This window comes from Dyadobacter sp. SRI_021 (assembly GCF_057586235.1).
Window position 1 is genome coordinate 256,344 of record NZ_JBYCZM010000006.1, and the last position, 22,369, is coordinate 278,712.

16 protein-coding genes are annotated in these 22,369 nt (G+C 51.9%); 13 read left to right on the top strand and 3 right to left on the bottom strand.

The genetic code is table 11. The features are described from left to right. Positions 1-4: 4 nt before the first annotated feature. The 8 genes from nuoL (at position 5) to AC2YIT_RS20080 (ending at position 14,625) form a co-directional block, all read left to right on the top strand. On the top strand, positions 5-1,894 hold the full coding sequence (gene nuoL, locus AC2YIT_RS20045) for an NADH-quinone oxidoreductase subunit L (RefSeq protein ID WP_487280346.1): 1,890 nt from the start codon (positions 5-7) through the stop codon (positions 1,892-1,894). Further along, the gene (locus tag AC2YIT_RS20050) at positions 1,891-3,402 is read left to right on the top strand and encodes a complex I subunit 4 family protein (RefSeq protein ID WP_487280347.1); all 1,512 of its coding nucleotides are present in this window, start codon (positions 1,891-1,893) and stop codon (positions 3,400-3,402) included. The genes nuoL and AC2YIT_RS20050 overlap by 4 nt, the downstream gene beginning before the upstream one ends. Continuing rightward, complete coding sequence (locus AC2YIT_RS20055) at positions 3,392-4,828, top strand: NADH-quinone oxidoreductase subunit N (protein ID WP_487280348.1); 1,437 nt, start codon at positions 3,392-3,394, stop codon at positions 4,826-4,828. The genes AC2YIT_RS20050 and AC2YIT_RS20055 overlap by 11 nt, the downstream gene beginning before the upstream one ends. Positions 4,829-5,384: 556 nt before the next feature. After that, positions 5,385-7,175, top strand: coding sequence for a helix-turn-helix domain-containing protein (locus AC2YIT_RS20060; RefSeq protein ID WP_487280349.1), 1,791 nt, complete (start codon positions 5,385-5,387; stop codon positions 7,173-7,175). Positions 7,176-7,442: 267 nt separating this feature from the next. Then, positions 7,443-10,412: a SusC/RagA family TonB-linked outer membrane protein gene (locus AC2YIT_RS20065; protein WP_487280350.1), complete on the top strand. Its 2,970-nt coding sequence runs from the start codon at positions 7,443-7,445 to the stop codon at positions 10,410-10,412. 18 nt (positions 10,413-10,430) lie between these two features. Beyond that, positions 10,431-12,011: a RagB/SusD family nutrient uptake outer membrane protein gene (locus tag AC2YIT_RS20070; RefSeq protein WP_487280351.1), complete on the top strand. Its 1,581-nt coding sequence runs from the start codon at positions 10,431-10,433 to the stop codon at positions 12,009-12,011. Then, positions 12,008-13,054 carry a SusE domain-containing protein gene (locus AC2YIT_RS20075; protein WP_430849479.1) on the top strand — a complete coding sequence of 349 codons (1,047 nt, stop codon included), beginning with the start codon at positions 12,008-12,010 and terminating at the stop codon, positions 13,052-13,054. The genes AC2YIT_RS20070 and AC2YIT_RS20075 overlap by 4 nt, the downstream gene beginning before the upstream one ends. A 14-nt stretch (positions 13,055-13,068) precedes the next feature. Then, a complete protein-coding gene (locus tag AC2YIT_RS20080; RefSeq protein ID WP_487280352.1) occupies positions 13,069-14,625 on the top strand; it encodes an alpha-amylase family glycosyl hydrolase in 1,557 nt (518 codons plus the stop codon). A 68-nt stretch (positions 14,626-14,693) separates the two neighbouring features. On the opposite strand, the gene AC2YIT_RS20085 is transcribed toward AC2YIT_RS20080, so the two are convergent. Both AC2YIT_RS20085 and AC2YIT_RS20090 read right to left on the bottom strand, forming a co-directional pair. Then, positions 14,694-15,062, bottom strand: coding sequence for a VOC family protein (locus AC2YIT_RS20085; RefSeq protein ID WP_430849476.1), 369 nt, complete (start codon positions 15,060-15,062; stop codon positions 14,694-14,696). 62 nt (positions 15,063-15,124) lie between these two features. Next, a complete protein-coding gene (locus AC2YIT_RS20090; protein ID WP_487280353.1) occupies positions 15,125-15,691 on the bottom strand; it encodes a Crp/Fnr family transcriptional regulator in 567 nt (188 codons plus the stop codon). A gap of 588 nt (positions 15,692-16,279) precedes the next feature. Here AC2YIT_RS20090 and AC2YIT_RS20095 point away from each other — a divergent pair. The 5 genes from AC2YIT_RS20095 (at position 16,280) to AC2YIT_RS20115 (ending at position 21,285) form a co-directional block, all read left to right on the top strand. After that, positions 16,280-17,428 carry a glycosyltransferase family 87 protein gene (locus AC2YIT_RS20095; RefSeq protein WP_487280354.1) on the top strand — a complete coding sequence of 383 codons (1,149 nt, stop codon included), beginning with the start codon at positions 16,280-16,282 and terminating at the stop codon, positions 17,426-17,428. After that, on the top strand, positions 17,418-18,155 hold the full coding sequence (locus tag AC2YIT_RS20100; RefSeq protein ID WP_487280355.1) for a glycosyltransferase family 2 protein: 738 nt from the start codon (positions 17,418-17,420) through the stop codon (positions 18,153-18,155). The genes AC2YIT_RS20095 and AC2YIT_RS20100 overlap by 11 nt, the downstream gene beginning before the upstream one ends. After that, on the top strand, positions 18,137-18,943 hold the full coding sequence (locus AC2YIT_RS20105) for a polysaccharide deacetylase family protein (RefSeq protein ID WP_487280356.1): 807 nt from the start codon (positions 18,137-18,139) through the stop codon (positions 18,941-18,943). The genes AC2YIT_RS20100 and AC2YIT_RS20105 overlap by 19 nt, the downstream gene beginning before the upstream one ends. A gap of 168 nt (positions 18,944-19,111) precedes the next feature. Then, on the top strand, positions 19,112-20,317 hold the full coding sequence (locus AC2YIT_RS20110; RefSeq protein ID WP_487280357.1) for a GTP-binding protein: 1,206 nt from the start codon (positions 19,112-19,114) through the stop codon (positions 20,315-20,317). 119 nt (positions 20,318-20,436) lie between these two features. Further along, entirely contained in the window at positions 20,437-21,285 is an 849-nt protein-coding gene (locus AC2YIT_RS20115; protein ID WP_487280358.1) for an NHL repeat-containing protein, read from the top strand. An 86-nt stretch (positions 21,286-21,371) separates the two neighbouring features. Here the strand turns inward: AC2YIT_RS20115 and AC2YIT_RS20120 are convergent, their stop codons facing one another. Then, positions 21,372-22,289, bottom strand: a complete 918-nt coding sequence (locus AC2YIT_RS20120) for a bestrophin family protein (protein ID WP_430849462.1) — start codon at positions 22,287-22,289, stop codon at positions 21,372-21,374. Between the last annotated feature and the right edge of the window lie 80 nt (positions 22,290-22,369).

The window sequence follows — 22,369 nt, forward strand, 5'->3', positions numbered from 1 at the left end:
GCTCATGGACAAGTATCTGTGGCTCATACCCGCCCTTCCGCTCGGCGGATTTCTGATCCTCGCATTGGCAGGAAAACGGTTTTCGCGCTCGTCGGTGGCGCTGGTTGGAGCGGGCAGCATCTGCCTTTCCGCTTTGGTGACCTTCATTGTCGGGGGGGCATTTATGGCCGGTATGCCGGCAAGCGCTGTATACACACAAACTTTGTGGACGTGGTTCGAGGTGGGAGCGTTCAGCGCGAAGATTACCCTCACGCTCGATGTCCTGTCCCTGGTTTTTGTATTTGTCATCACCTTTATCGGCGCGCTGATCCACATCTATTCCACGGCATTCATGGAAGCGGACCGGGATTACGCCCGTTTCTTCGCCAGCATGAATCTGTTTGTGTTTTCGATGCTGGTACTGGTGCTGGCCGACAATCTTTTGCTGATGTACCTGGGCTGGGAAGGGGTGGGGCTTTGCAGCTACCTGCTGATCGGCTTCTGGTATGAACAGCCTTCCAACGGGAATGCGGCACGTAAGGCATTCACCGTTACCCGCATCGGCGATGCAGCCATGGCGATTGGACTATTCATGATCTTCCAACAGGCCGGTACCCTGGTTATTTCCGACATTGATGCCAATGCTGCCACAATCTGGCAACCCAATAGTACCGTCATAACGGTTACTGCGCTGTTGCTGTTGGCCGGCGGACTTGGCAAATCGGCCCAGCTGCCGCTGCAAACCTGGCTGCCAGACGCGATGGCGGGGCCCTCTCCCGTGAGCGCGCTCATTCACGCGGCCACGATGGTGACCGCGGGGGTGTACCTGGTAGCGCGTATGCATGCGATATTCGCCCTCTCGGAAACCGCCCGTCTGGTGATTGCCGTCGTCGGAGCGGCGACCCTGTTGCTCGCCGGACTCACGGCCCTTACCCAGTACGACATCAAGCGGGTACTGGCTTATTCGACCATCAGTCAGATCGGCTATATGTTCCTCGCACTGGGTGTAGGCGCCTGGACGGCGGCGATATTCCATTTTATGGTCCATGCATTTTTTAAAGCATTACTCTTTCTCGCTGCGGGAGCCATTATAGAATCGCTTCACCACGAACATAATATGTTTAAAATGGGGGGATTGAAAGACAAAATGCCGGTGGTTTTCTGGACATTCCTGGCGGGTGCGCTGTCCCTGGCCGCGGTGCCGCTCATTAGTGCCGGGTTTTACAGTAAGGACCAGATTCTCTGGTATTCCTGGACGGCCAACGGCGGGAGCCCGGTGCTTTGGATGGTTGCCCTGTGTGGTGCATTGATCACCGCTGCCTACACCACACGCATGATGATCCTGACATTCTGGGGCGAAGCACACACGCCGGTCGGGCATCTGCCGGGCAAACGCATGACTATGCCTCTCGTTATACTAGCGGTATTTTCGATTTTCGCCGGATTTATCGAGCTGCCGCATAATTTCGGGCATTTTACCCTTTTCTCGGATTTACTGCGCCCGGTATTGCCGGAGACGGTTATGCAGGCCGACATCCCTTCGGAATGGTTGTTTCAGCTTTTGGCGGCGCTGGCTACACTGGGTGGTGTATTTCTCGGATACCACTATTACTACCAGCAGCCTGCACGCATTGAAAGCCTTCGCAGGAACGGCTTGCTGGCAAGCCTTTACCGGTTCTGGTTCTCGGGCTGGGGTTTTGACGCCCTGTACGACCGCTTGCTGGTAAAGCCATTTATTTTCATTTCCAAAATCAATAAGTCGGATGTTACCGACCGGCTGTACACTGGCATTGCTGCTGCGACCGGGGAGATGTACAAGGTGCTTTCAAGAACGCAATCCGGATCACTCCGGTGGTATATCATGGGTCTGGTGGTTGGTGCAATTCTCATCCTGGGTATTCAGATAATGCTATGACACTGGTACTTTTGATCACGGTTTTAATGGCCGGCGCTGTGGCGGCGGTGATCGCGGGAGAGTGGAACAGGCACCTACCGCGCTGGATCGCATTGCTGGCCAGTGCCGCAGGGCTGCTGCTGGTCATGTTCCTTTGGGCCAATACCTTGCCGCATTCGGTGACGGACGGCCAATGGCTCATGGATTTCCGCAAAGAATGGATCCCTTCTTTTGGCATAACCTTTCACCTGGCGGTCGACGGGCTGAGCTTGCTCTTACTCGCATTAACCTTTTTCCTGGGTGTGCTGGCCGTTCTCTGTTCGTGGGATGAAATCCGGGAGAGGACCGGCTTTTACTACTTCAACCTGCTCTGGATCCTGGCCGGTGTGGCGGGGGTATTCATGGCCATGGATCTGTTCCTGTTCTACTTTTTCTGGGAGGTAATGCTCATCCCGATGTATTTTCTGATTGGTATATGGGGTAGTGAAAACAGGGTGTATGCCGCGTATAAATTCTTCATTTTCACGCAGGCGAGCGGGCTGCTGATGCTCCTGGCCATATTGGGCCTGTATTTCATCCACGGCCGCGACACAGGTGTTTACACGTTCGGGTATTTTGAGCTCGTTGAAACGGTAATTCCATTCAAAACCGCTTTCTGGCTGATGTCGGGGTTTATGATCGCCTTTGCAGTCAAGCTGCCTGTATTCCCATTCCATACCTGGCTGCCCGACGCGCACGGGGAAGCACCTACTGCCGGAAGTCTCATTCTGGCAGGATTGCTGTTGAAAACCGGGGCTTACGGCATGCTGCGGTTTGTAGTCCCCATATTCCCCGAAGTAGTGACCGACGTGGCTGTTCCGGCGATGGTGCTGGGCGTGGCGGGTATTGTTTACGGGGCTGTAATGGCCTATTCGCAGACCGATTTAAAACGGCTCGTGGCATTTACGAGCGTGAGTCATATGGGTTTTGTCATCACAGGAATTTTCGCATTAAACGAATTGGCCTTGCAAGGAGTAGTGATGCAGTTGGTAACCCACGCCCTGAGCACGGGTGCATTGTTTTTGTTGGCCGGGATGATTAAGGAGCGGCTGCATACCCGCGATATCGGACAAATGGGCGGGCTCTGGGGACCTATGCCCCAAATGGGCACGATCGGACTGTTATTTGCCATGGCCTCGCTCGGTTTACCGGGCCTGGGCAACTTCGTGGCCGAATTTCTGATCTTGCTCGGCGTTTTCCAGGCGCAGCCGTGGATCACCGTTGCCGCGGCCTCCGGGCTGATATTCTCAGCCGTGTACTCATTGCGCATTGTAGGCAAGATATTCCTGGGCCCGCGCAGGACAATGGAAGCCGTTCCCGATTTTTCATTCAGGGAAATGCTGATCATGGCGGCACTCACGGTATCAGTGGTATGGCTCGGGTTGTTTCCGCAGCCGGTGATCAACACGGCCCGGCCCGCGATCACGGAGCTGATCCGGTTTATGGATGTTCATAGTACGGCTTCTCATCATCAGTCTTATGTCAAATAACGATTTTTCCGCGCTGATGCCGCTCATGGTGCTGGCTGGCGCATCGGTTCTGGTGATGTTGCTGATCGTAGCGCGGCTGAGCCACCGGATCATCCAGCTGGTGAGCCTGCTGCTTTTTGTAGTAGCATTTTTTTGCCTGCTCAATATCCGCGGAATGTTTCCTTATGAGGTAGGTTCACTGTTTATGATTGATAGTTTCGGCGCCTTCATGACCGGGCTAATCATTTTTTCGGGATTGGTGGTCAACGTATTCTCCTACATCTATTTTCAGGAAAAAGAGGAAGGGCCGAAAGAATATTATGTGCTGCTTTTCCTGTGTACGCTGGGCGCGTGCGTGCTGGCGCTGAGCGAGCATTTCGTATCGCTTTTCCTCGGGCTCGAAATCCTCACCATCGGCTTGTACGCGCTCATTGCCTATCTGCGCACGCGGAACCATAGCATTGAGGCGGGGATCAAATACCTTGTACTGGCGGCGTTTTCATCGGCTTTCCTGCTTTTCGGAATGGCCCTGGTGTATTTGCAAACGGGTACGATGTCGTTTGCGGGGATGGCCGGTGTGGTTGCTGCCGTTAGCGTACCGCCGTTGCTGATTACCGGGCTGGGCCTGATGCTGGTGGGGCTGGGTTTCAAGTTGGCCGTAGTGCCGTTTCATATGTGGACGGCCGATGTGTACCAGGGCGCGCCGGTGCCTGTTACGGCATTTATTGCCACCGCCTCCAAAGGCGGGGTCGTGGCGGCCATGCTGCGCTTTTTCATCGCCATCGACGGTTTCCGCTCCGAGCCGCTGCAGATGGTCGTAATTATCATTGCCATTGCGTCGATGGTGGCAGGTAACCTGCTGGGATTGAGGCAGAAAAATATCAAGCGGCTGCTCGCCTATTCCTCCATCGCACACCTGGGGTATTTGTTGGTAGCCTTTATTCCGGGCAGCGCCGTGGTACCGCAGGCGGTCAGCTTTTATCTGCTTACTTATTTTATCACCACTTTTGCCGCATTCGGCGTCATTACCATTCTGTCCGATTCGGAATCCGATGCTGATGACCTGGGACGTTACAAGGCATTGTTCTGGAAGCACCCCGCACTGGCGAGCATACTAAGCATCGCCATGTTTTCCCTGGCGGGCATTCCGCTCACGGCGGGCTTTACGGGGAAATTCTATGTGCTCACAACCGGTGTCGGGCAGGGATTCTGGCTGCTTGCCGTTGTGTTGGTATTGAGCAGTGTGGTCGGGCTGTATTACTACCTCCGGGTGGTGACAACGCTGTTCGCTGGTACTCGGGATCTGCTGCCGGACCCTTCGGCCCAATATCCCGTTTTTCTGGGAATCAGCATGGCCGTCCTCTCCATTCTCACTTTCGCGCTGATATGGTTGGGCGTCTATCCCGACAGCGTGATCGGTGTCGTTCAGGGGCTGCAATTGAAATAGGCCTGTTGTTCAGATTGTTTTCACAAATGAGAACAGGCCATTCGAAACCTACCATCCTAGCGGCGAATTGTCGCTTTCAGGAACGTGGCAGGAATGGACGTCTTGCTTTGTTCGCATTCATTTTATTTTTCAATTTAGGTTAAATAAATCCGGTTCTACGATTGGGTTAAACGACCGTCCGACAGTGTAGGAAGGAAAGGGACGGCGCGGGAAGAATTGGCTTTAATTTAAGAATTTTCATAGCTGGACGGATGCCCGACATACTTTACGGTACGGACTTTCAGGTGCCGACCTCATCCTGTCTCCCGATTCTTCCCTGAAGTGGGCATATTTCACCGGCTTCGCGGACGCGGATACCTGCAAATGCAGTCTGACGCGAGCTGTTCCCGAAACGCGTGGCGGGGCTATCGGGCCCGGCAAGATCGGGGCAGATAGTTTTTTAGCGAATGTTTGCTTTGATTTGTGCATGTATAAGCTTTTGTTAGCCACTCTCATGACTCTGGTGTGCGGAGCTGCTTTTGCGCAGCTTCGGATTGAAATTATTGAGTCTCCACCCTTGATTTCCCCATCCTCCTCGCTTTTTCTCGCTTCGGATTTGAATAACTGGAGTCCGGGCGATCCGAACTACAAATTCAGGAAGGACCAGGCCGGCAAGTATTACATCGATATTCCTAAAGTTCCGGCAAGGTTTGAATACAAGATCACGCAGGGTAACTGGACGATGGTCGAGGGCGATTCTTCAGGGAGCCCGCTTGCGGATCGGGTTTATGAGGCATCGAAAGAAGCCGATCCGCATTTGATCAGGATCCGTATTTCGGGCTGGGAAAAGAAAATCGTATATACCTTCATTATTAATAAACTTCCCGAAAATACCCCGCACGACGCGGAGATATTCATTTCGGGGAATTTCAACGACTGGGAGCCGGCGAATCCGCTTTACAAGGTTTACAAGAATGTCGACGGGACTTACCGGACTACTATTTACACCGACAAGGATCCGGTCGAGTATAAGTTCACGCGCGGGAGCTGGGAGTCGATCGAAGGGCGGGAGAGCGGTAAAGCGCGCCCGAACCGGACAATCTACCGCGATTCGAAAGTCGATCACATGTCGATCAATGTTGAAATAGACGGTTGGGAAGACCTTTCGGCGTCGTTCCATTTTTATTCTTTGTATGATCTGCTGCTGCTATTCTCGGTTTTTCAGGGTATTCTGCTGATTATCGCGATCCCCTCTATGCAGAATTACAACCGGCCGGCCAACCGCTGGCTGGTGATCACGATCGGCGTGGCGTCGCTGATGATCCTGTTGCGGACGATCGGCGGTTATCGGGAGGCGGCGCAGGCGTTCGGGAAAATCCTGCTCATGCCGGATTTCATTCTCTTCCTGTATGTGCCGGCGTTCTATTTTTACCTTCAAAGGCTGCTTTTCAATCAATCGGTCAAGCCATTCCGGCAGGTTGTGCTCTTTTTGCCGGTGCTGCTGCAATGCTTCGTGTATCTGCCGTTTTTCCTGATCAGCGACAGGGAGCTGCATTTGTTATTTCTCGTACGCGACCGGAGCCTGTTCGGGGTGTTTCTCGGAACGGGCCTGCTTGCCCTGGGCTGGAATACCTATTTCTGGTTCCTCTTCCGCAGGACTTTCCGCTTTTACCGCGAGCAGTACCAAAGCCATTTTTCGTACGAACAGAACCTGCATTACCTCAATACGGTGCTGTTTATCCAGGCGCTCTGCCTGGGACTATGGTATTTCCTTTTCCTGATGCTTGGCCTCGGTTATTGCTTTGACTTCGATGTTACGCAAATTGTAGAGGGTAGTGTGGATGCGATCTGGCTCGCATTTTCAACCATTACCTATTTCGTAGGATACTTTGCGATTCACCAGCCCGAAATCTTTAAAATATCCCCCCAACCGCGGTCGATTTTCGATGTCGGCGCGAGCACGGAGGAAACGGAAGGGCAGGAGAGCGTTGCGGATAAGAAGCCGGAACAGCCCGAGGATATTACCGATCTGAAACGGCAGGTAGAGGAATATATGGCCAAAGAAAAGCCGTTCACCAACCCGAAACTGACGCTGAGCGAGCTGGCAGGGAAGCTGAAACTGTCGCAGCACACCTTGTCGCGGGTGATCAACGACGGCTTTGAAAAGAACTTCTTCGATTTCATCAACTCCTACCGGATCGAGGATTTCAAAAAGCGGGTCGATAATCCTAAATTCAAAAACTATACCCTGCTGAGCATCGCCTACGAGGTGGGCTTCAACTCCAAAACGGCGTTCAACCGGTCGTTCAAAAAAATTACCGGACAGACCCCGCGCGACTACTACAATGCGAGCCGTCCCGAGGAATAATTGACTTTTTTGGGTTTAAATTATCAGAAAAATAAGTGCCATTTTATAAAGTGGGGCTCGTAACAATGTATTTAATTCATTGTAAATGAATTGTTTATAATGAATTGAAGCCCTGTATTCAAAAAAAACGCTGAAAACGGGAAGTGGAACGACAGCGGGTTCGAAAGGGGATAGTTTTGCCAGGAAATATTTCGATAAATAATTGGATTAATCCGATTGGCATCTCGAAGTGTTCGAAAGCAATCAATCACATTTTATCCCTTTACGATGAAACAGCTTTATCAAAAGACAGTCTGTTTTGCCCTTCTGCTTCTGCTCGGGAATGTCGCGCTCATGGCGCAAGGCACGGTCAGCGGAAAAGTGACCGACGCGCATGATGGCTCGGTGTTACCCGGTGTTACGGTCGTGGTCAAGAACAGCGCGCTCGGTACCCAGACCGACGAAACAGGCAAGTATTCCCTCTCCAATGTGCCGGCTAATGCCACGCTTGTATTCAGTTTTGTGGGCAAGCTGGTGAAGGAAGTAGCCGTCGGCACCGAATCCGTTATTAACGTTACGCTGGCCGATAACACGAAAGAACTGTCGGAGGTGGTCGTGATTGGGTACGGTACGCAGAAAAAGCAGGAGCTTACAGGCTCGATCACCAGCATTTCGTCCAAGGATTTCCAGCAAGGTAATATCCAGAGCCCCGAGCAGCTGATCGTTGGAAAGGTAGCGGGGGTGTCGATCACGTCCAACAACGGACAGCCCGGCTCGGGCAGCACGATCCGCATCCGCGGAGGGGCGTCGCTGAATGCAAGTAACGACCCGCTGATCGTCATCGACGGCGTTCCATTGAGCGGAAGCAGCCTCAGCGGTGCACCAAACCCGCTCAGCCTCATCAACCCGAACGACATTGAAACCTTTACGGTACTTAAAGACGCCTCGGCAACGGCCATTTACGGCTCGCGCGCATCCAACGGCGTTATCCTGATCACCACCAAAAAGGGCCAGAGCGGCACGCCGGTGATCAATTTCAATACGCAACTGGCTGTTTCAAAAATTATCAAAACGGTGGACGCTCTCAGCGCCGACGAGTTCAGGACTTATGTGGAAACGAACGGCACCGATGCCCAGAAAGCATTGCTAGGTTCGGCCAAAACCGACTGGCAGGATGAAATTTACCGTACCGGCATCAGTACCGACAACAACCTGAGCATTTCGGGTGCATTGAAAAGCATGCCTTATCGGGTTTCATTGGGGTATTTGCTCCAAAACGGGATCCTGATCACCGACAAAATGCAGCGGCCGTCGGCTTCGATCAATATCAGCCCGCGCTTCTTCAACAAACACCTCAAAATCGACCTGAACCTGAAAGGGGCGCAAACGAAGTCGCATTTTGCGAATCAGGGCGCGATCATCAATGCGGTGCAGTTTGACCCTACCCAGGCAGTCATGGACGAATCGAGCCCGTTTGGCGGGTATTTCGAATGGGTGACGAAAGACGACGCCGGCAAGGCGACGCTCAACCCGAATGCGCCGAGAAACCCTGTGGCGCTGATTCGTCAGCAGGATAATAACGGGACCGTGAACCGAAGCTTCGGGAATGCACAGTTCGATTACAAATTCCATTTCCTGCCCGACCTGCATGCGAACCTGAACCTCGGCTACGATATTTCAAAAGGCAGCGGAACGACATTCGTGCCGGAGTATGCTGCGCAGAATTTTACGACCAAAGGGCAGAATAACAAGTATTTGCAAAAGGTAAATAACAAGGTCGCCGAGTTTTACCTCAGCTACGCAAAGGATCTAAAAAGTATTAAAAGTAACGTGAGCGCTACGGCTGGTTATGGCTATTACAACAATGCGACCAAAAATTACTTTTATCCCAATTTCAGCGCAAACGGCGAAATTGTGGAAGGTTCGCAGCCGAAATTTGCATACGATATCCCTGAAAATACACTCATTTCGTACTACGGAAGGCTGATTTACACGTTCGACGACAAGTACATTCTCGCGGGCTCGATCCGGACCGACGGTTCATCGCGCTTCTCGCCTGAAAACCGTTGGGGGGTATTCCCGTCGGTGGCATTGACCTGGCGCATCAACCGGGAGGGCTTCATGAAGCCGGTGAGCGCAATGAGCGACCTTAAACTCCGGCTTAGCTACGGGATTACCGGTAACCAGGACGGTATTGCCAATTATTCCTACCTGGGTATCTACTCGGTGAGCTCCAATGCTTCACAGTACCAGTTTGGAAATACCTTCTACAATATGACCGCCCCGGCTGCGTACGACCAGAATATCAAATGGGAACAGACGGCAACGGCCAATGCGGGCCTGGATTTCGGGTTCTTCAACAACCGCCTTTCGGGTAGTCTGGATGTGTATTACAAAAAGACGAAAAACCTGCTGAACACAGTGCCTATTCCCATCGGCTCGAATTTCAGCAACCAGATCCTGACCAACGTCGGTAACATCGAAAACAAGGGGATCGAGTTCGCCGTCAACGGCACGCCGATCGCTACCGGAAAGTTGAGCTGGAATGCGGGGTTCAATGTTACCTATAACAATAACAAGATTACGAACCTGACGGCCGTGAGCGATCCGGAATTTGCGGGTAACCAGACCGGCGGCATTACCGGAGGGACCGGGCAGAGTATTCAGATCCATTCGGTCAACTATAATACCTTTTCGTATTACGTTTTCAAGCAGGTGTACGATCAGGAGGGTAAACCGCTGGAAGGTGTTTATGCAGATTTGAACGGCGATGGCGCGATCAATCAAAAGGATCAGTATCGCTACAAATCGCCTTTCCCGAAAGTGATGCTGGGTTTCAATACGCAGCTTACCTACGATAAATGGAGTCTGAGCACCATTCTGCGTGCGAACATTGGCAACTACATGTACAACAACGTGGCTTCGAACTTCGGTGTGAGAAGGAATATCCTGAACCCGAACAACATCCTCGGCAACAGCACCACGGACATTTATAATACCAACTTCTTCAACAACCGTTACCAGTCGGATTATTATGTTCAGAACGCGTCCTTCCTGCGCATGGACAACGTGGGTATAGGCTACAACGCAGGCCGTGTGCTGGGCAACCGGATGAACCTGCGGATCAATGCGACCTGCCAGAATGTGTTTGTGGTGACCCAATACAAAGGCCTCGATCCCGAGATCAACGGCGGTATCGATTACAACCTCTACCCGCGGCCGAGAACGTTTGTGCTGGGCCTGAATCTGGACTTTTAATCGCTAATTATATTGATTATGAAATTCTTATATAAAACATTGCTATGCTCTGCGCTGCTAGCCGGCGGGGCCGTATCCTGTACGAAAGACCTGGACCTCTCGCCGACGAACTCTATTACTGCCGACATTGCCTACAAAACGCCTGCGGACTACAAACAGGTGCTGGCCAAGGTGTACGGGAGCTTTGCGCTCGCCGGTAACAACGGTATCAATGCGTCGGACCTGGCGGGCATCGACCCGGGCCAGGCCGACTTTCTGAGGCTTTTCTGGAATGCTCAGGAGCTTACGACCGACGAAGCGGCTTGCGTATGGAACGATCCGGGTATTCCCGATTTCCATAACCTGAACTGGACCGCCGGCAATGTGTTGCTGAGCGCGCTTTATAACCGCAGCTTGTTCCATGTGACGGTTTGTAACGAGTTTATCCGCGAGTCGTCGGATGAAAAGCTGGCCGGGCGGGGCATTGGCGGACAGGATGCGGAGGAAATCCGTCGTTACCGTGCCGAAGCGCAGTTTCTGAGGGCATTCCAATACTGGGTGTTGATGGACCTTTTCGGAAATCCTCCTTTTGTGACCGAGAAAGACCCGATTGGAAAATACATACCACCGCAAATTAAACGGGCAGATTTGTTTGCCTACGTAGAGTCGGAGCTCAAAGCGGCGGAAGCGACATTGGCAGAACCCCGTAAAAACGAATATGGCCGCGTAGATAAAGCGGCGTCCTGGGCTTTGCTGGCGCGCCTGTACCTGAATGCAGAGGTGTACCTGGGTAAAGGCCAGGGACGGTACAACGACGCGATTACGTATTCAGAAAAGGTGATTAAGTCGGGTTACTCGCTGATGCCCGAGTACAAGCACCTGTTCCTGGGCGATAATGACGTCGATAATCCGGAAGTGTTGCTGTCTATCAATTACGACGGGATCAAAACCCAGAACAATGGCGGTACGACCTTCATTATCAATGCAGGTATCAATGCGGCGATGAACCCGGCGTCGTTCGGCATTCCCAATGGCGGCTGGGGCGGCAACCGCGCTACCAAAAACCTTCCGTTGCGCTTCGGCGATTACAGCGGCAATAAAGACAAGCGCGCCATGTTTTTCGGGCAGAAGATCGAAATGGAGGACCCTTCCGTTTTTACCGATGGTCTCGCGATTACCAAATTCCGGAACATTACCCGGTCGGGTGCCATTGTGCCGTCCTCGGGCAACTCGTTTTCGTCCGTCGATTTCCCGCTTTTCCGCCTGGCAGAAATGTACTTGACCTACGCCGAAGCTGTGAAACGCGGTGGAGCAGGGGGCAACGAAGCTACGGCTGTTGCCTATTTCAATAAACTTCGCGAGCGTGCTTACGGCAATGCGAGCGGCAATGTGACGGCGATTACCCTGAACGACGTGCTTGATGAACGTGGCCGGGAATTTTACTGGGAGGCCCACCGCCGCACCGATCTGGTCCGGTACGGATTACTTACTTCCGGCAGTTACCTCTGGCCGTGGAAGGGGGGAGTAAAAGACGGGAGAGGGGTTTCGGAAAGTTTCAACCTGTTCCCGATCCCAGCCACAGACCTTATCGCAAACCCTAATCTCCAACAGAACCCATGATAAAGTATCGAAGCATATCAGTTTTGGCCTCATTAATGGCGTTCGTCGTGATGTCGGCCTGTGAAAAGGATGAAATTAAAACCATTGCAGCGCCCGGTGCGGCGGCCGTGCTTTCGGTGAACCAGCCCGTACTGGAATTGAACAGCGCCAATGCCGAAAAGGAGGCTGTCGTTTTCTCCTGGACGCCCGTAGATTACGGTTTTGCCAGCGTGATCAGCTACACCATCCAGCTGGATAAGAAGGGTAATAATTTTCAGAAACCGGTGGAGATCAATGCCGGCAGCGCATTGAAAAAGGGCTTTACCACCGGCGAGCTCAATGGGTTGATGATCAACAAACTCAAACTCACGGCCGGACAGGCCGCGGATGTGGAGGCACGGGTGATATCGTCACTAGGTACCTCCGCCGAACGCATGAATACAGTCTCGGCTATCCAGGGACTGTCGGTGAAGCCGTACTTTGTGGTGATCGTGTATCCGGCGATTTACGTTCCGGGCAGTCACCAGGGCTGGGCGCCGGACAAGGCACCGAAGCTGGTTTCGGTGAAGGACGACAAAAGATTCGAGGGTTATGTGTATTTTCCCGATGAAACAACCGAGTTTAAATTTACCAATGCCCCCAACTGGAATGAGGGCGACTACGGTAGCGGAGGCCCCGGCAAGCTGGGCACGAACGGCAACCTGACGCAGAAAGGCGCGGGCTACTACCTGCTCAAAGCGGACCTGAATAATAGCACGTGGTCGTCACTCAAAACCATATGGGGCGTGCTGGGGTCGGCGACCAAAGGCGGCTGGGATAAGGACCAGGACCTGACGTACGACGCGAAAAGCGGCGCCTGGACAGCCGAGGTGGCACTCACTCAGGGAGAAATCAAATTCCGGGCGAATGATGACTGGACGCTGGCATATGGCGACGGCAATGCCGACGGCGTTCCCGATACGCTCGACAACGGGAATATCAAAGTAGATGCGGCCGGTACGTACATCATCAGCCTCAACCTGAGCAATGCAGGTAACTATACTTATTCTATCACGAAAAAATAACTTTTAGTTGATTCATGGATTTTAAGCAGGTCAAAAGATGCTTTTTGGCCGTGCTATGGCTTCTCGCAGGAGCCACAGCATGGGCGCAGCAAACCAATCCTCCCGCTGTTTGCTACGAAATATTCGTCCGCTCGTTCGCCGATTCGAATGGGGATGGAATAGGGGATATCAACGGGATCACTTCCAGGCTGGATTATTTAAAAGACCTGGGCGTGGATGCGCTCTGGCTCACACCCATTTGTAAATCGCCGACCTATCACAAGTATGATGTGACGGATTACCGGCAGATCGATCCCGAATATGGTACAATGGCCGATTTCAAAAGGCTGCTGTCGGAAGCGCACAAGCGGGGCATCCGGATTATCAAGGACCTGGTCGTGAACCACACCAGCAATCAGCATCCCTGGTTTCAGCAGGCACGGCAGGGAAAACAGAATCCTTACCGCGATTATTATGTGTGGCTCCCACAAAAGACGATCGATTCACTGGGCATCGCGACACGCGAGAAATCAGGCGATTCATGGGAGGTGAATCCCTGGCATGCCGTGAAAGACGGTGGTGAAGAAAAGTACTATGGCCTCTTCTGGAGCGGTATGCCTGACCTCAACTTCGACAATCCCAAAGTGCGGGAGGAGATTTACGCGGTAGCCGCATTCTGGCTCAACGAAGTAGGTGTGGACGGGTTCAGGCTCGATGCCGCCAAGCACATTTATCCCGATTGGGAGGCGGAAAAAAGCCACGCATTCTGGATTGAGTTCCGCGAAAAGGTCAGAAGCATGAAGCCGGATATTTATCTGGTAGGAGAGGTTTGGTCAACACCGGAAAAAGTCGCGCCGTATTTCAAAGGCCTGCCTGCCAATTTCAACATCGACGCGGCGCTTGCTATACACGAAATGCTCAAAACCGGAAAATCAATCGACCTGATCGGACAATTGCGGCAAACGCACGCGGTCTACAAAGCCGCCAATCCTGATTTCATCGACGCTGTTTTCAATAACAACCACGATCACGTCCGTATCGGCACCACCGTGAATGGTGATATTTCCAAAATGAAGCTCGCCGCGAGCCTGTTGCTCACATTGCCGGGTGAACCATACCTGTACTATGGCGAAGAAATAGGTATGCTCGGTAACAAGCCCGACGAGAACATCCGGGAACCGTTTTTATGGAAGGCTTCGGCAGAAGATAAGCTGCGTACGCACTGGATGAAACCGTCGTATTCCACCGACGACAAAGTCCGGAACCTCGAAGCCCAGATGAAAGACCCTTCATCCATTTACAATCATTACAAAAAGCTGCTCAAACTACGCCACGAGTATCCTGCATTGCGCCAGGTAGCCCCTGTGAACCTGGGTGACGCAGGGATCCGGCAGGAGCACATCATCGCATTCACGCGCCCGCACACAAGCGGGGACCTGCTGATTGTGCACAATGTAAGCGGCACCGAAAAGACCGTAGAACTGCCTGCATCTGCTTCGGGGAAGAAACTACTGTTCGGATCTTCTGAAAAGACTGAAGTAAGTGGCAGAGTGCTCAAAATCCCGGCATACGGGTCGGTAATTTTACGATAAGTCACGCTGACTTAAAAGTAACCTGGACAATCCCGGAATGGGTGGTAACACTGGTTCCGGGATTGCCGTTATTTCTTGAAAAACTCCCCGAAATGCCACAATATCCCGGACGGATCGTGAACGAAGCATTCGCGGCCCCAATAGTCGACCCGGATCGGGGTCAGGCGCGCATTTGGGTATTTCGCAGGAAGGTCGAGCTGCACAAGGTCGTCCCAGAAAGTCTGAACATTCTCCACTTCCAGAAAGACCATCGTATTGTCGATCCAGTCTTTGTTGAATGCATTTTGCAGATAGAAACCGTAGTCGCCGGTTTTGAAAAGCGACATTACAGGCGTCAGTACGACTTCCTGAAAACCCAGGTCACGGTAAAAAGCCCGGGAGACTTCGAAATCGGTAGCCCCGATGAACGGGCGGATTGATAGTGCTTTATGTTCCATAGGGTATGCGATATTATCAGCCAAAATTAGGGCATTGGTGCGAGTACTCGTCTTGATCGAAATCAAGAAATAGTGCCGTTCGCGACCGCATTCCTCGCCCTGCTGAGGGTCTCAGGTGTAATTTTAAGATACGACGCGATGATTTTGAGCGGAAAAGCCTGAATTAGCTTCGGGCGGTTGTCGAGCAGGTGCCGATACTTCTCCACCGGTGTCATGGATTGATCGAAAAACTGCATCCTTTGAAAAGCGCCTTCCAAAACCTTGTTGAGTTGTAAGAATGCGAGTGACTTGCCGGTCAGATAATGAATTGTTTCCAGGTTGATTTCGATGAATCGGCAATCCGTGTATGTTTCAATGAAGAACCTGGAAGGACGTTGACCGACCAGGCTTTCATGATTGAAGAACCACTCGCCGGCAAGGTGGAGATCGATTACGTTATGTTCCGATTCGGACAGGATGTCGTATTGCCGGACAGCGCCTTCCAGCAAGTAAGAGACTGTTCTTGCAATTTGCCCTTTTCGGAGCAGCAATTCGTGTTTCCTGACCTCGCGCAATCTAATCTCTTTCTCAAAGAGTTCAATTTCGCTGTCCTGGTAGGTTCCTGTCGCTCTCAGGATATTTCCATACATAGGCATACGTTATTTGCGATACCGAAAATACGAGATTTGCTGTTACCCGTTATTCCGAACGGAGCACTTTTGTCGGATTTGTCAATGCGGCTTTTATGGCCTGGTAACTCGGTTAGCATCGAGAATAAAAGAGCCACGGCCGCTGACCCGCCAAAGATCCACCACGGGATCGTCGAACGATAATGATGCTTTTCCAGCATTTGGGGCAGCAAATAATAGCTCACCGGAATGGCCATGGCGGCAGCGATAACGGTTAAGGACAGAAAGTCTTTTGCAATCAATCTCCATACACCGGCAACGGAAGCGCCCAGTACCGGAAATGCTTCAAATGCAGGATTCTTATCCTGCCGTGTTCACTTCCGAACAACCGGACGTTCGTCTGCGGGCGTTACAAATTCTCACTACCGGTTACAACCGTTACACATTTTTTCGCGTCATGTCCAGGATTGCCGGCCCTGTCGGCAGGCCATGATTATAGAATATTAGGAAAAAATTAAAATGTGCTAAGATGGTGATTTCCCGTTTTTCGTTGATCCGCCGCGCTCTATCTTTGGAGCAAAACCCATCCCTAACAAGTTCGTTTGAGTAATGAAAAGAGTATTGGAGTTCTTCTCGCGTGAGAAGGTTATTTTGGCTGTCTACGTGCTGCTGAGCATCATTATCGGCATTCAGCATTATGCAGGCGGGCCGTTGAAGTATAATAATTTTCAGATTTTCAGGGCGGCGCTCGGCCACCTGGCCAGGCATCAGAACCTGCACCTGGAATACCCGGGAGAGTATTTCGATCTGTTTCTCTACAATCCCACCTTTTGTATTTTTTTCGCACCTTTTTCGTTCCTGCCATTGCCGGTCAGCCTTCTCCTCTGGCTCATATGCTGTTCACTGGCACTTTTTTATGCCATCCGCAGCCTGCCGCTCGATTATGACAAGAAAGTGTTCTTCTGGTGGTTCATCCTGTTCGAGCTGGTGACGTCGCTGCATGGCCAGCAAACCAACCCGCTCATTGCAGCGTCGGGACTTCTGACTTTTACTTTTCTCGAAAACGGCAAAACCCGCTGGGCCGCATTGTTCCCGTTGCTGGCTTTCTGTATCAAGGGGTACGGACTGATTTACGCCGGCATGTTCCTGTTTTATCCGCGTAAGGGGCAGTTTATTGGGTATTCGGTGCTTTGGGCGCTGGTATTGGCGCTCTTGCCGCTGCCAGTGACGGGGATCGGTCATTTCGTGCAGGTTTATAAAGACTGGTACGGAATCCTGGTCGCCGACCACGCGGTGAATTACGGATTCTCGATTATGGGCCTGTTGAAAGTGTGGATTCCGGTATTTTCGCCTGAGGATGTGACCAAAGTGCAGCTGGCGGGCGTGGTGTTGTTCGGTATTACCTGGCTGTTATGTTTTTTCAGAAAGCAATATTTCACGCTGGAAGAGCGGCTGCTTTTGTTTGCCTACGCCTCGCTTTGGGTGATTGTATTCAACCATGCGGCCGAATCGCCGACTTATGTGATCGCCATTCCGGGTGTGGTGCTCTTCCACATTGTCAACGGCGAACGGCTGGCGCCCTGGTCTAAAATATTACTGATACTCGTATTCGTATTCTGTATTCTGGCACCTACCGACATTTATCCGCCTTCCCTGCGCCGCAACTTTTTCGAGCCTTACCTGATCAAGGTGATCCCTTGCGTGCTTGTGTGGGTGGTTTTGCAAACACAATTACTACTTCATCGACATGAAAACTGAAAATCGGCCGGGTATCAGCGTTGTGCTGCCCTGCTACAATCCCCTGCCAGGCTGGTGCGGGACGCTGGAAGGCCATATCCGGGAGCTGAATGCAAAACTGCCCGGCAGCGTCGTGCAGTACATTATTTCCAACGACGGCTCCACCCGTCTCGACCGGACCCACGTTGCGACGTTGAACCGGATCCCGAATGTTATCTTTCTTGATAATGCCGTCAATGAGGGCAAAGGCTCCGCGATCCGGAAAGGCACGCTTCGCGCCGATGGCGATATCATCGTCTACACCGACATTGATTTCCCTTTCGGCACGGACCCGATCGTCGAAATGGTGCGGATATTTGAGGAAAACCCGGAATGCTGGTTCGTTTATGGTAACCGCAGCGCCGAATATTTCAAAAATCTTCCGCTGAAAAGGAAGTTGTTTTCCAAAGGGCTGCATTTAATGAACCGCCTTTTTCTGAACAAACATATTACCGACACACAGGCTGGTATCAAAGGTCTTCGCCGGGAAATACTGCCGGAAGTACAGGGAACCAAAACCAATACTTTTGTTTTTGAAGTAGAACTGATCCGCAAGCTCATCCGGAAGGGCATCGGCATAGAAAAGGTAGAGGTATCGGCCAATTCTTCCATTGTTTTCAGCGATTTCAGCATGAAAGTACTGTTCCGCGAAGCGGTTAATTTTGCAAAAATCACTATCCTGGGAGGCCTATGGAACGATCTTTCGTGATGCTTACTTTCGACCTGGAAGAGTTCGATATTCCGGAAGAATATGGTCAGAAAGTGCCTGAAACAGAGCAAATGCAAGTGACGCTGAGGGGCATGGAGAATGTGCTTTCCGTGCTTGATGCACATCATATACACGCGACGTTCTTCACCACCGGGCGTTTTGCCGCCGAAAACCCGGCATTGATCCGGCACCTGGCCCAAAAACACGAGATCGCCTCGCACGCACTCGTGCATTCGCCTGCACACGTGTTCCGCGAGAGTGATATCATGGAATCCCGCAGCATATTGGAGGCGGTTAGCGGACAAACCGTGAATGGCTTCCGCATGCCGCGCCTGAAACCATTCGACCGGACGGCCTTACGCCGGGGCGACTTCCGCTACGACTCGTCCCTGAACCCGACCTGGCTGCCGGGACGCTATAATCTCCTGGGAGAGAACCCGCTGCCAAGCCAGACCGACGGGTTGATCGAACTGCCTTGCTCTACCACGCCCTGGCTGCGTTTTCCCCTGTTCTGGCTGTCGTTCAAGAACTTGCCGCTCCATATCTACGCCGCGCTGTGCGGCTTCACGTTAAAAAAGCGCGGTAACCTGATGCTCTATTTCCATCCATGGGAGTTTGCCGACCTGAGCGCTTATACGCTGCCGGGCTATGTCAAAAAGGTAAATGGCGATAAGCTGACCGCAAAACTGGATGGCCTGGTACGTGCTTTGAAAAAGCGGAATGCGGATTTTGTGACCTGCAATACTTTTTGCGACCAATGGGAAAAGGGCCTTGCCGGCCGGGACTGATGCAATTTTAACACTGTTAAATAAATTATCTGTATTGGGGACAAGGCCGTAAGCAGGAACAGAACCCTTTCGTGTGGCCGAAGTATAATTTTAATAAATGCAACAATGTTGCATTTATGCGCTAAGGTTTATAATTTGCAACAATGTTGCAAATTATAAACCTTACTTATGAACCATAACAAAATGCCCGTCACCGTCCTGAGCGGATTTCTAGGGGCTGGAAAAACAACCTTGCTGAACCACATCCTCCATAACAGGCAGGGGATGAAAGTGGCTGTTATCGTGAACGATATGAGCGAAATCAATGTGGATGCCCGCCTGGTGGAAGGGCAGCATACGCTAAGCCGTACGAACGAGCGGCTGGTTGAAATGTCAAATGGCTGCATTTGCTGCACGCTCAGGGAAGACCTGATGATCGAGGTAGAGAAACTCGCGAAGGAAAACCGGTTCGATTACCTGCTGATCGAGAGCACGGGCATTTCGGAGCCTGTACCCATTGCGCAAACGTTCAGCTTTGTGGACGAGCAAAGCGGTATTGACTTGTCACGCTGGGCGACGATCGACTGTATGGTGACCGTCGTGGATGCATTCAATTTCGCCAGGGATTTTGGTTCGATGGACACCGTGGCGAGCCGCAAATTGAACGAGGACCCGGATCACCGGACGATCGTGAACCTGCTGACCGACCAGATCGAATTTGCCGATGTCATTATTCTCAATAAAACCGACCTCGTCGCGCTTCCGAAGCTGAAAGAGCTGCACGCGATCATCAAGGCGCTCAACCCCGGTGCTCGGATCATCGAAAGCAGCTTTTCGAAAGTTGACATCAGTCAAATCGTGAATACGGGTTTGTTCGACTACCGGCAGGCGGAACAAAATGCAGGATGGATACGTGAACTGGAAAAAGCTGAAAGTGGGGGGCACATATCGGAAGCGGAGGAGTACGGGATCAGTTCATTCGTATTCCGCGACGCGCGGCCATTTCATCCGAAACGCTTTTGGGACTACATCCAGCAAAACTGGCCCGCGGGCATTATCCGGAGCAAAGGTCTGTTCTGGCTGGCCTCGCGGGCGAGCCAGGCACTCAATTGGAGCCAGGCAGGCGGTTCGGTACGGGCTGAATCGGCGGGGGTATGGTGGGCCAGCATGCCAGCCGAGCAAAGAAGGCGGTACCAGGCGTATATGGATAACCGGGAAGCGATCGAAGCACGGTGGGGCGAGTTCGGTGACCGGATCAACGAGCTCGTGCTGATCGGGCAGGACCTGGATCAGTACCAGATCACGAGCGAATTGGATGCTTGCCTGTGCACGGAGCGCGAAATAGGGCTTATGGAAAATGGGATGCGCTTTGCCGACCCATTCCCGGGTTTGTAACAAAATAATGTTCTTTACCGCGCTTTTTTGTAACACGTTCAAGAAACTGCCTACATTTGCGATGTGCCCGTTTTGCTGTATTGCCGGGCCAGCAATTATTAACACTTAACATTTTACTCATGTCAAAATCCTTACTTTTCGTGCTTGCAGGTCTTTTTGCAGGTACATTATCTACCAGTCAGGCTCAAACGATCGAGCTGACACCGGTTTGGGAAAGCGATACTACATTGCGGACGCCCGAAAGCGTTTTGTTTGAGCCGGGCCAGAATGTCCTGTATGTGGCCTGCATCAACGGCGGCCCCAGTATGGACAACAAAAACAGCTTCATTGCCAAAGTAGGTCTGGATGGAAAGGTGATTAAATTGAAATTTGCTGAAAACCTCAACTCCACCAAAGGTATGGGCGTGTTGGGAGATAAGCTGTATGTGACTGAAATGACGCAGGTTGCTGAAATAGACCTGGCATCAGGCAAGATTTTGAACCGCTACCCGGTCGAGGGGGCCAAGTTCCTCAACGACATTGCCATTGATACCAAAAAGCGTGTTATATATATTACCGATTCCGGTCATGGGAAAGTATGGGCGCTGAACGGCGGCAAGATAAGTCTCGTGCTGGAAGGCGACCCGCTGAAAGGTACCAACGGGCTGCTGTTTGAAAACAACCAGTTATTGATAGGCAACGGCGACGGTACGTTGTTCAGCCTGGATCCGGCTACGAAGAAACTCAGCACTATCGCCAAAGTTTCCGGCGGCATTGATGGTATCGTTGGGCTGGGTAAAAAGACGTATGTAGTAACAGAATGGGCTGGAAAAGTGTGGTACGTGAAAGCGGATGGAACAACCGAGCTCAAAAGCGACACCTCGCCGCAGAAAATAAACTCGGCGGACCTCGCCTATAATCCCAAGGCCAAGGTACTGTATATTCCTACCTTCTTCCATAATACGGTGAAGGCGGTTTCGATTAAGTAGAGAATTCCCCTATTGACTAGAAGGCTGGTAGATACTCCATTCCGGGGACCTCGTCAGCCTTCTTTATTTAAATACAATTCCCAGGCTTAATCGAGCATATAACCATCGGGCAGCGCAGCGTCAGGAACCGGCTTATCAACGATTTCGAGCAGGGTTATTTCAATGATCCTGCTCATTGCGTTCAAGGGCAAGTCATTCGGTTCGGTGCCAAACGGATCTTCCAGTTCATCCGCAATGGCTTCAAATGCAACAAATGTATAGGCAATGAAAACGGTGATCAAAGGCGTGATCCATCCCAGGCTGTCGACCAGCCCGAAAGGCAGCAGGAAGCAATACAAATAGACCGTGCGGTGAAGCAGTACCTGGTAGGTGTAGGGTATGGGCGTGGAGGCAATCCTTTCGCAGCCTCCCACAATATCGGAGAGTTTGTTCAGGTTTTCGTCCATCGCTACCTGGCAAATGGGATCGATCAGGCCTTTTTCCCGGGCCTGTTTTATCCAAACACCCATTTCACGCATTAATATGACTGGCTTAAAACGGGCATCTTTCAATATAGCGGCAAGCTCCCCGGGCAATCTGTCCTGAATGTCATGGGTGGCGTCGGTTTTCCTGAGTTGATGTTTGAGGCAATGGGTGAATGCGATGAGCATATCGACGAAATCTCCGGTCTCTTTACTTTTAGGATCATAGCCGGTGAGCGTCAATGCTTGCCGTGCCAGCGAGCGCGTGTCGTTCAACAGGGCGCCCCAGAGTTTCCTGCCTTCCCAAAAACGGTCGTAACTGGCATTGTTGCGGAACCCGAGAAACAATGCCAGGGCAATCCCGAAAATGGTGAAGGGGGCAGGGCTTAAAGGTATTTTGTAATGATAAAGGGTGCCGTTCACGAACACGATCAGCACCGAAAGGACCAGTAGCACGAGGAGACGCGGTACCAGCTGCGGAAGCACGGATCCGTGCCAGACAAAAAGCATCTTAAACCAGTGCTGTTTTTTTCGTTGGATCATGTCGGGGGCGAATTTTTTGGCAATAACGGATAATTTCCGACTAAAAACGCCGCCCAGTCAACTGTAAAAAGTTAGCCGGA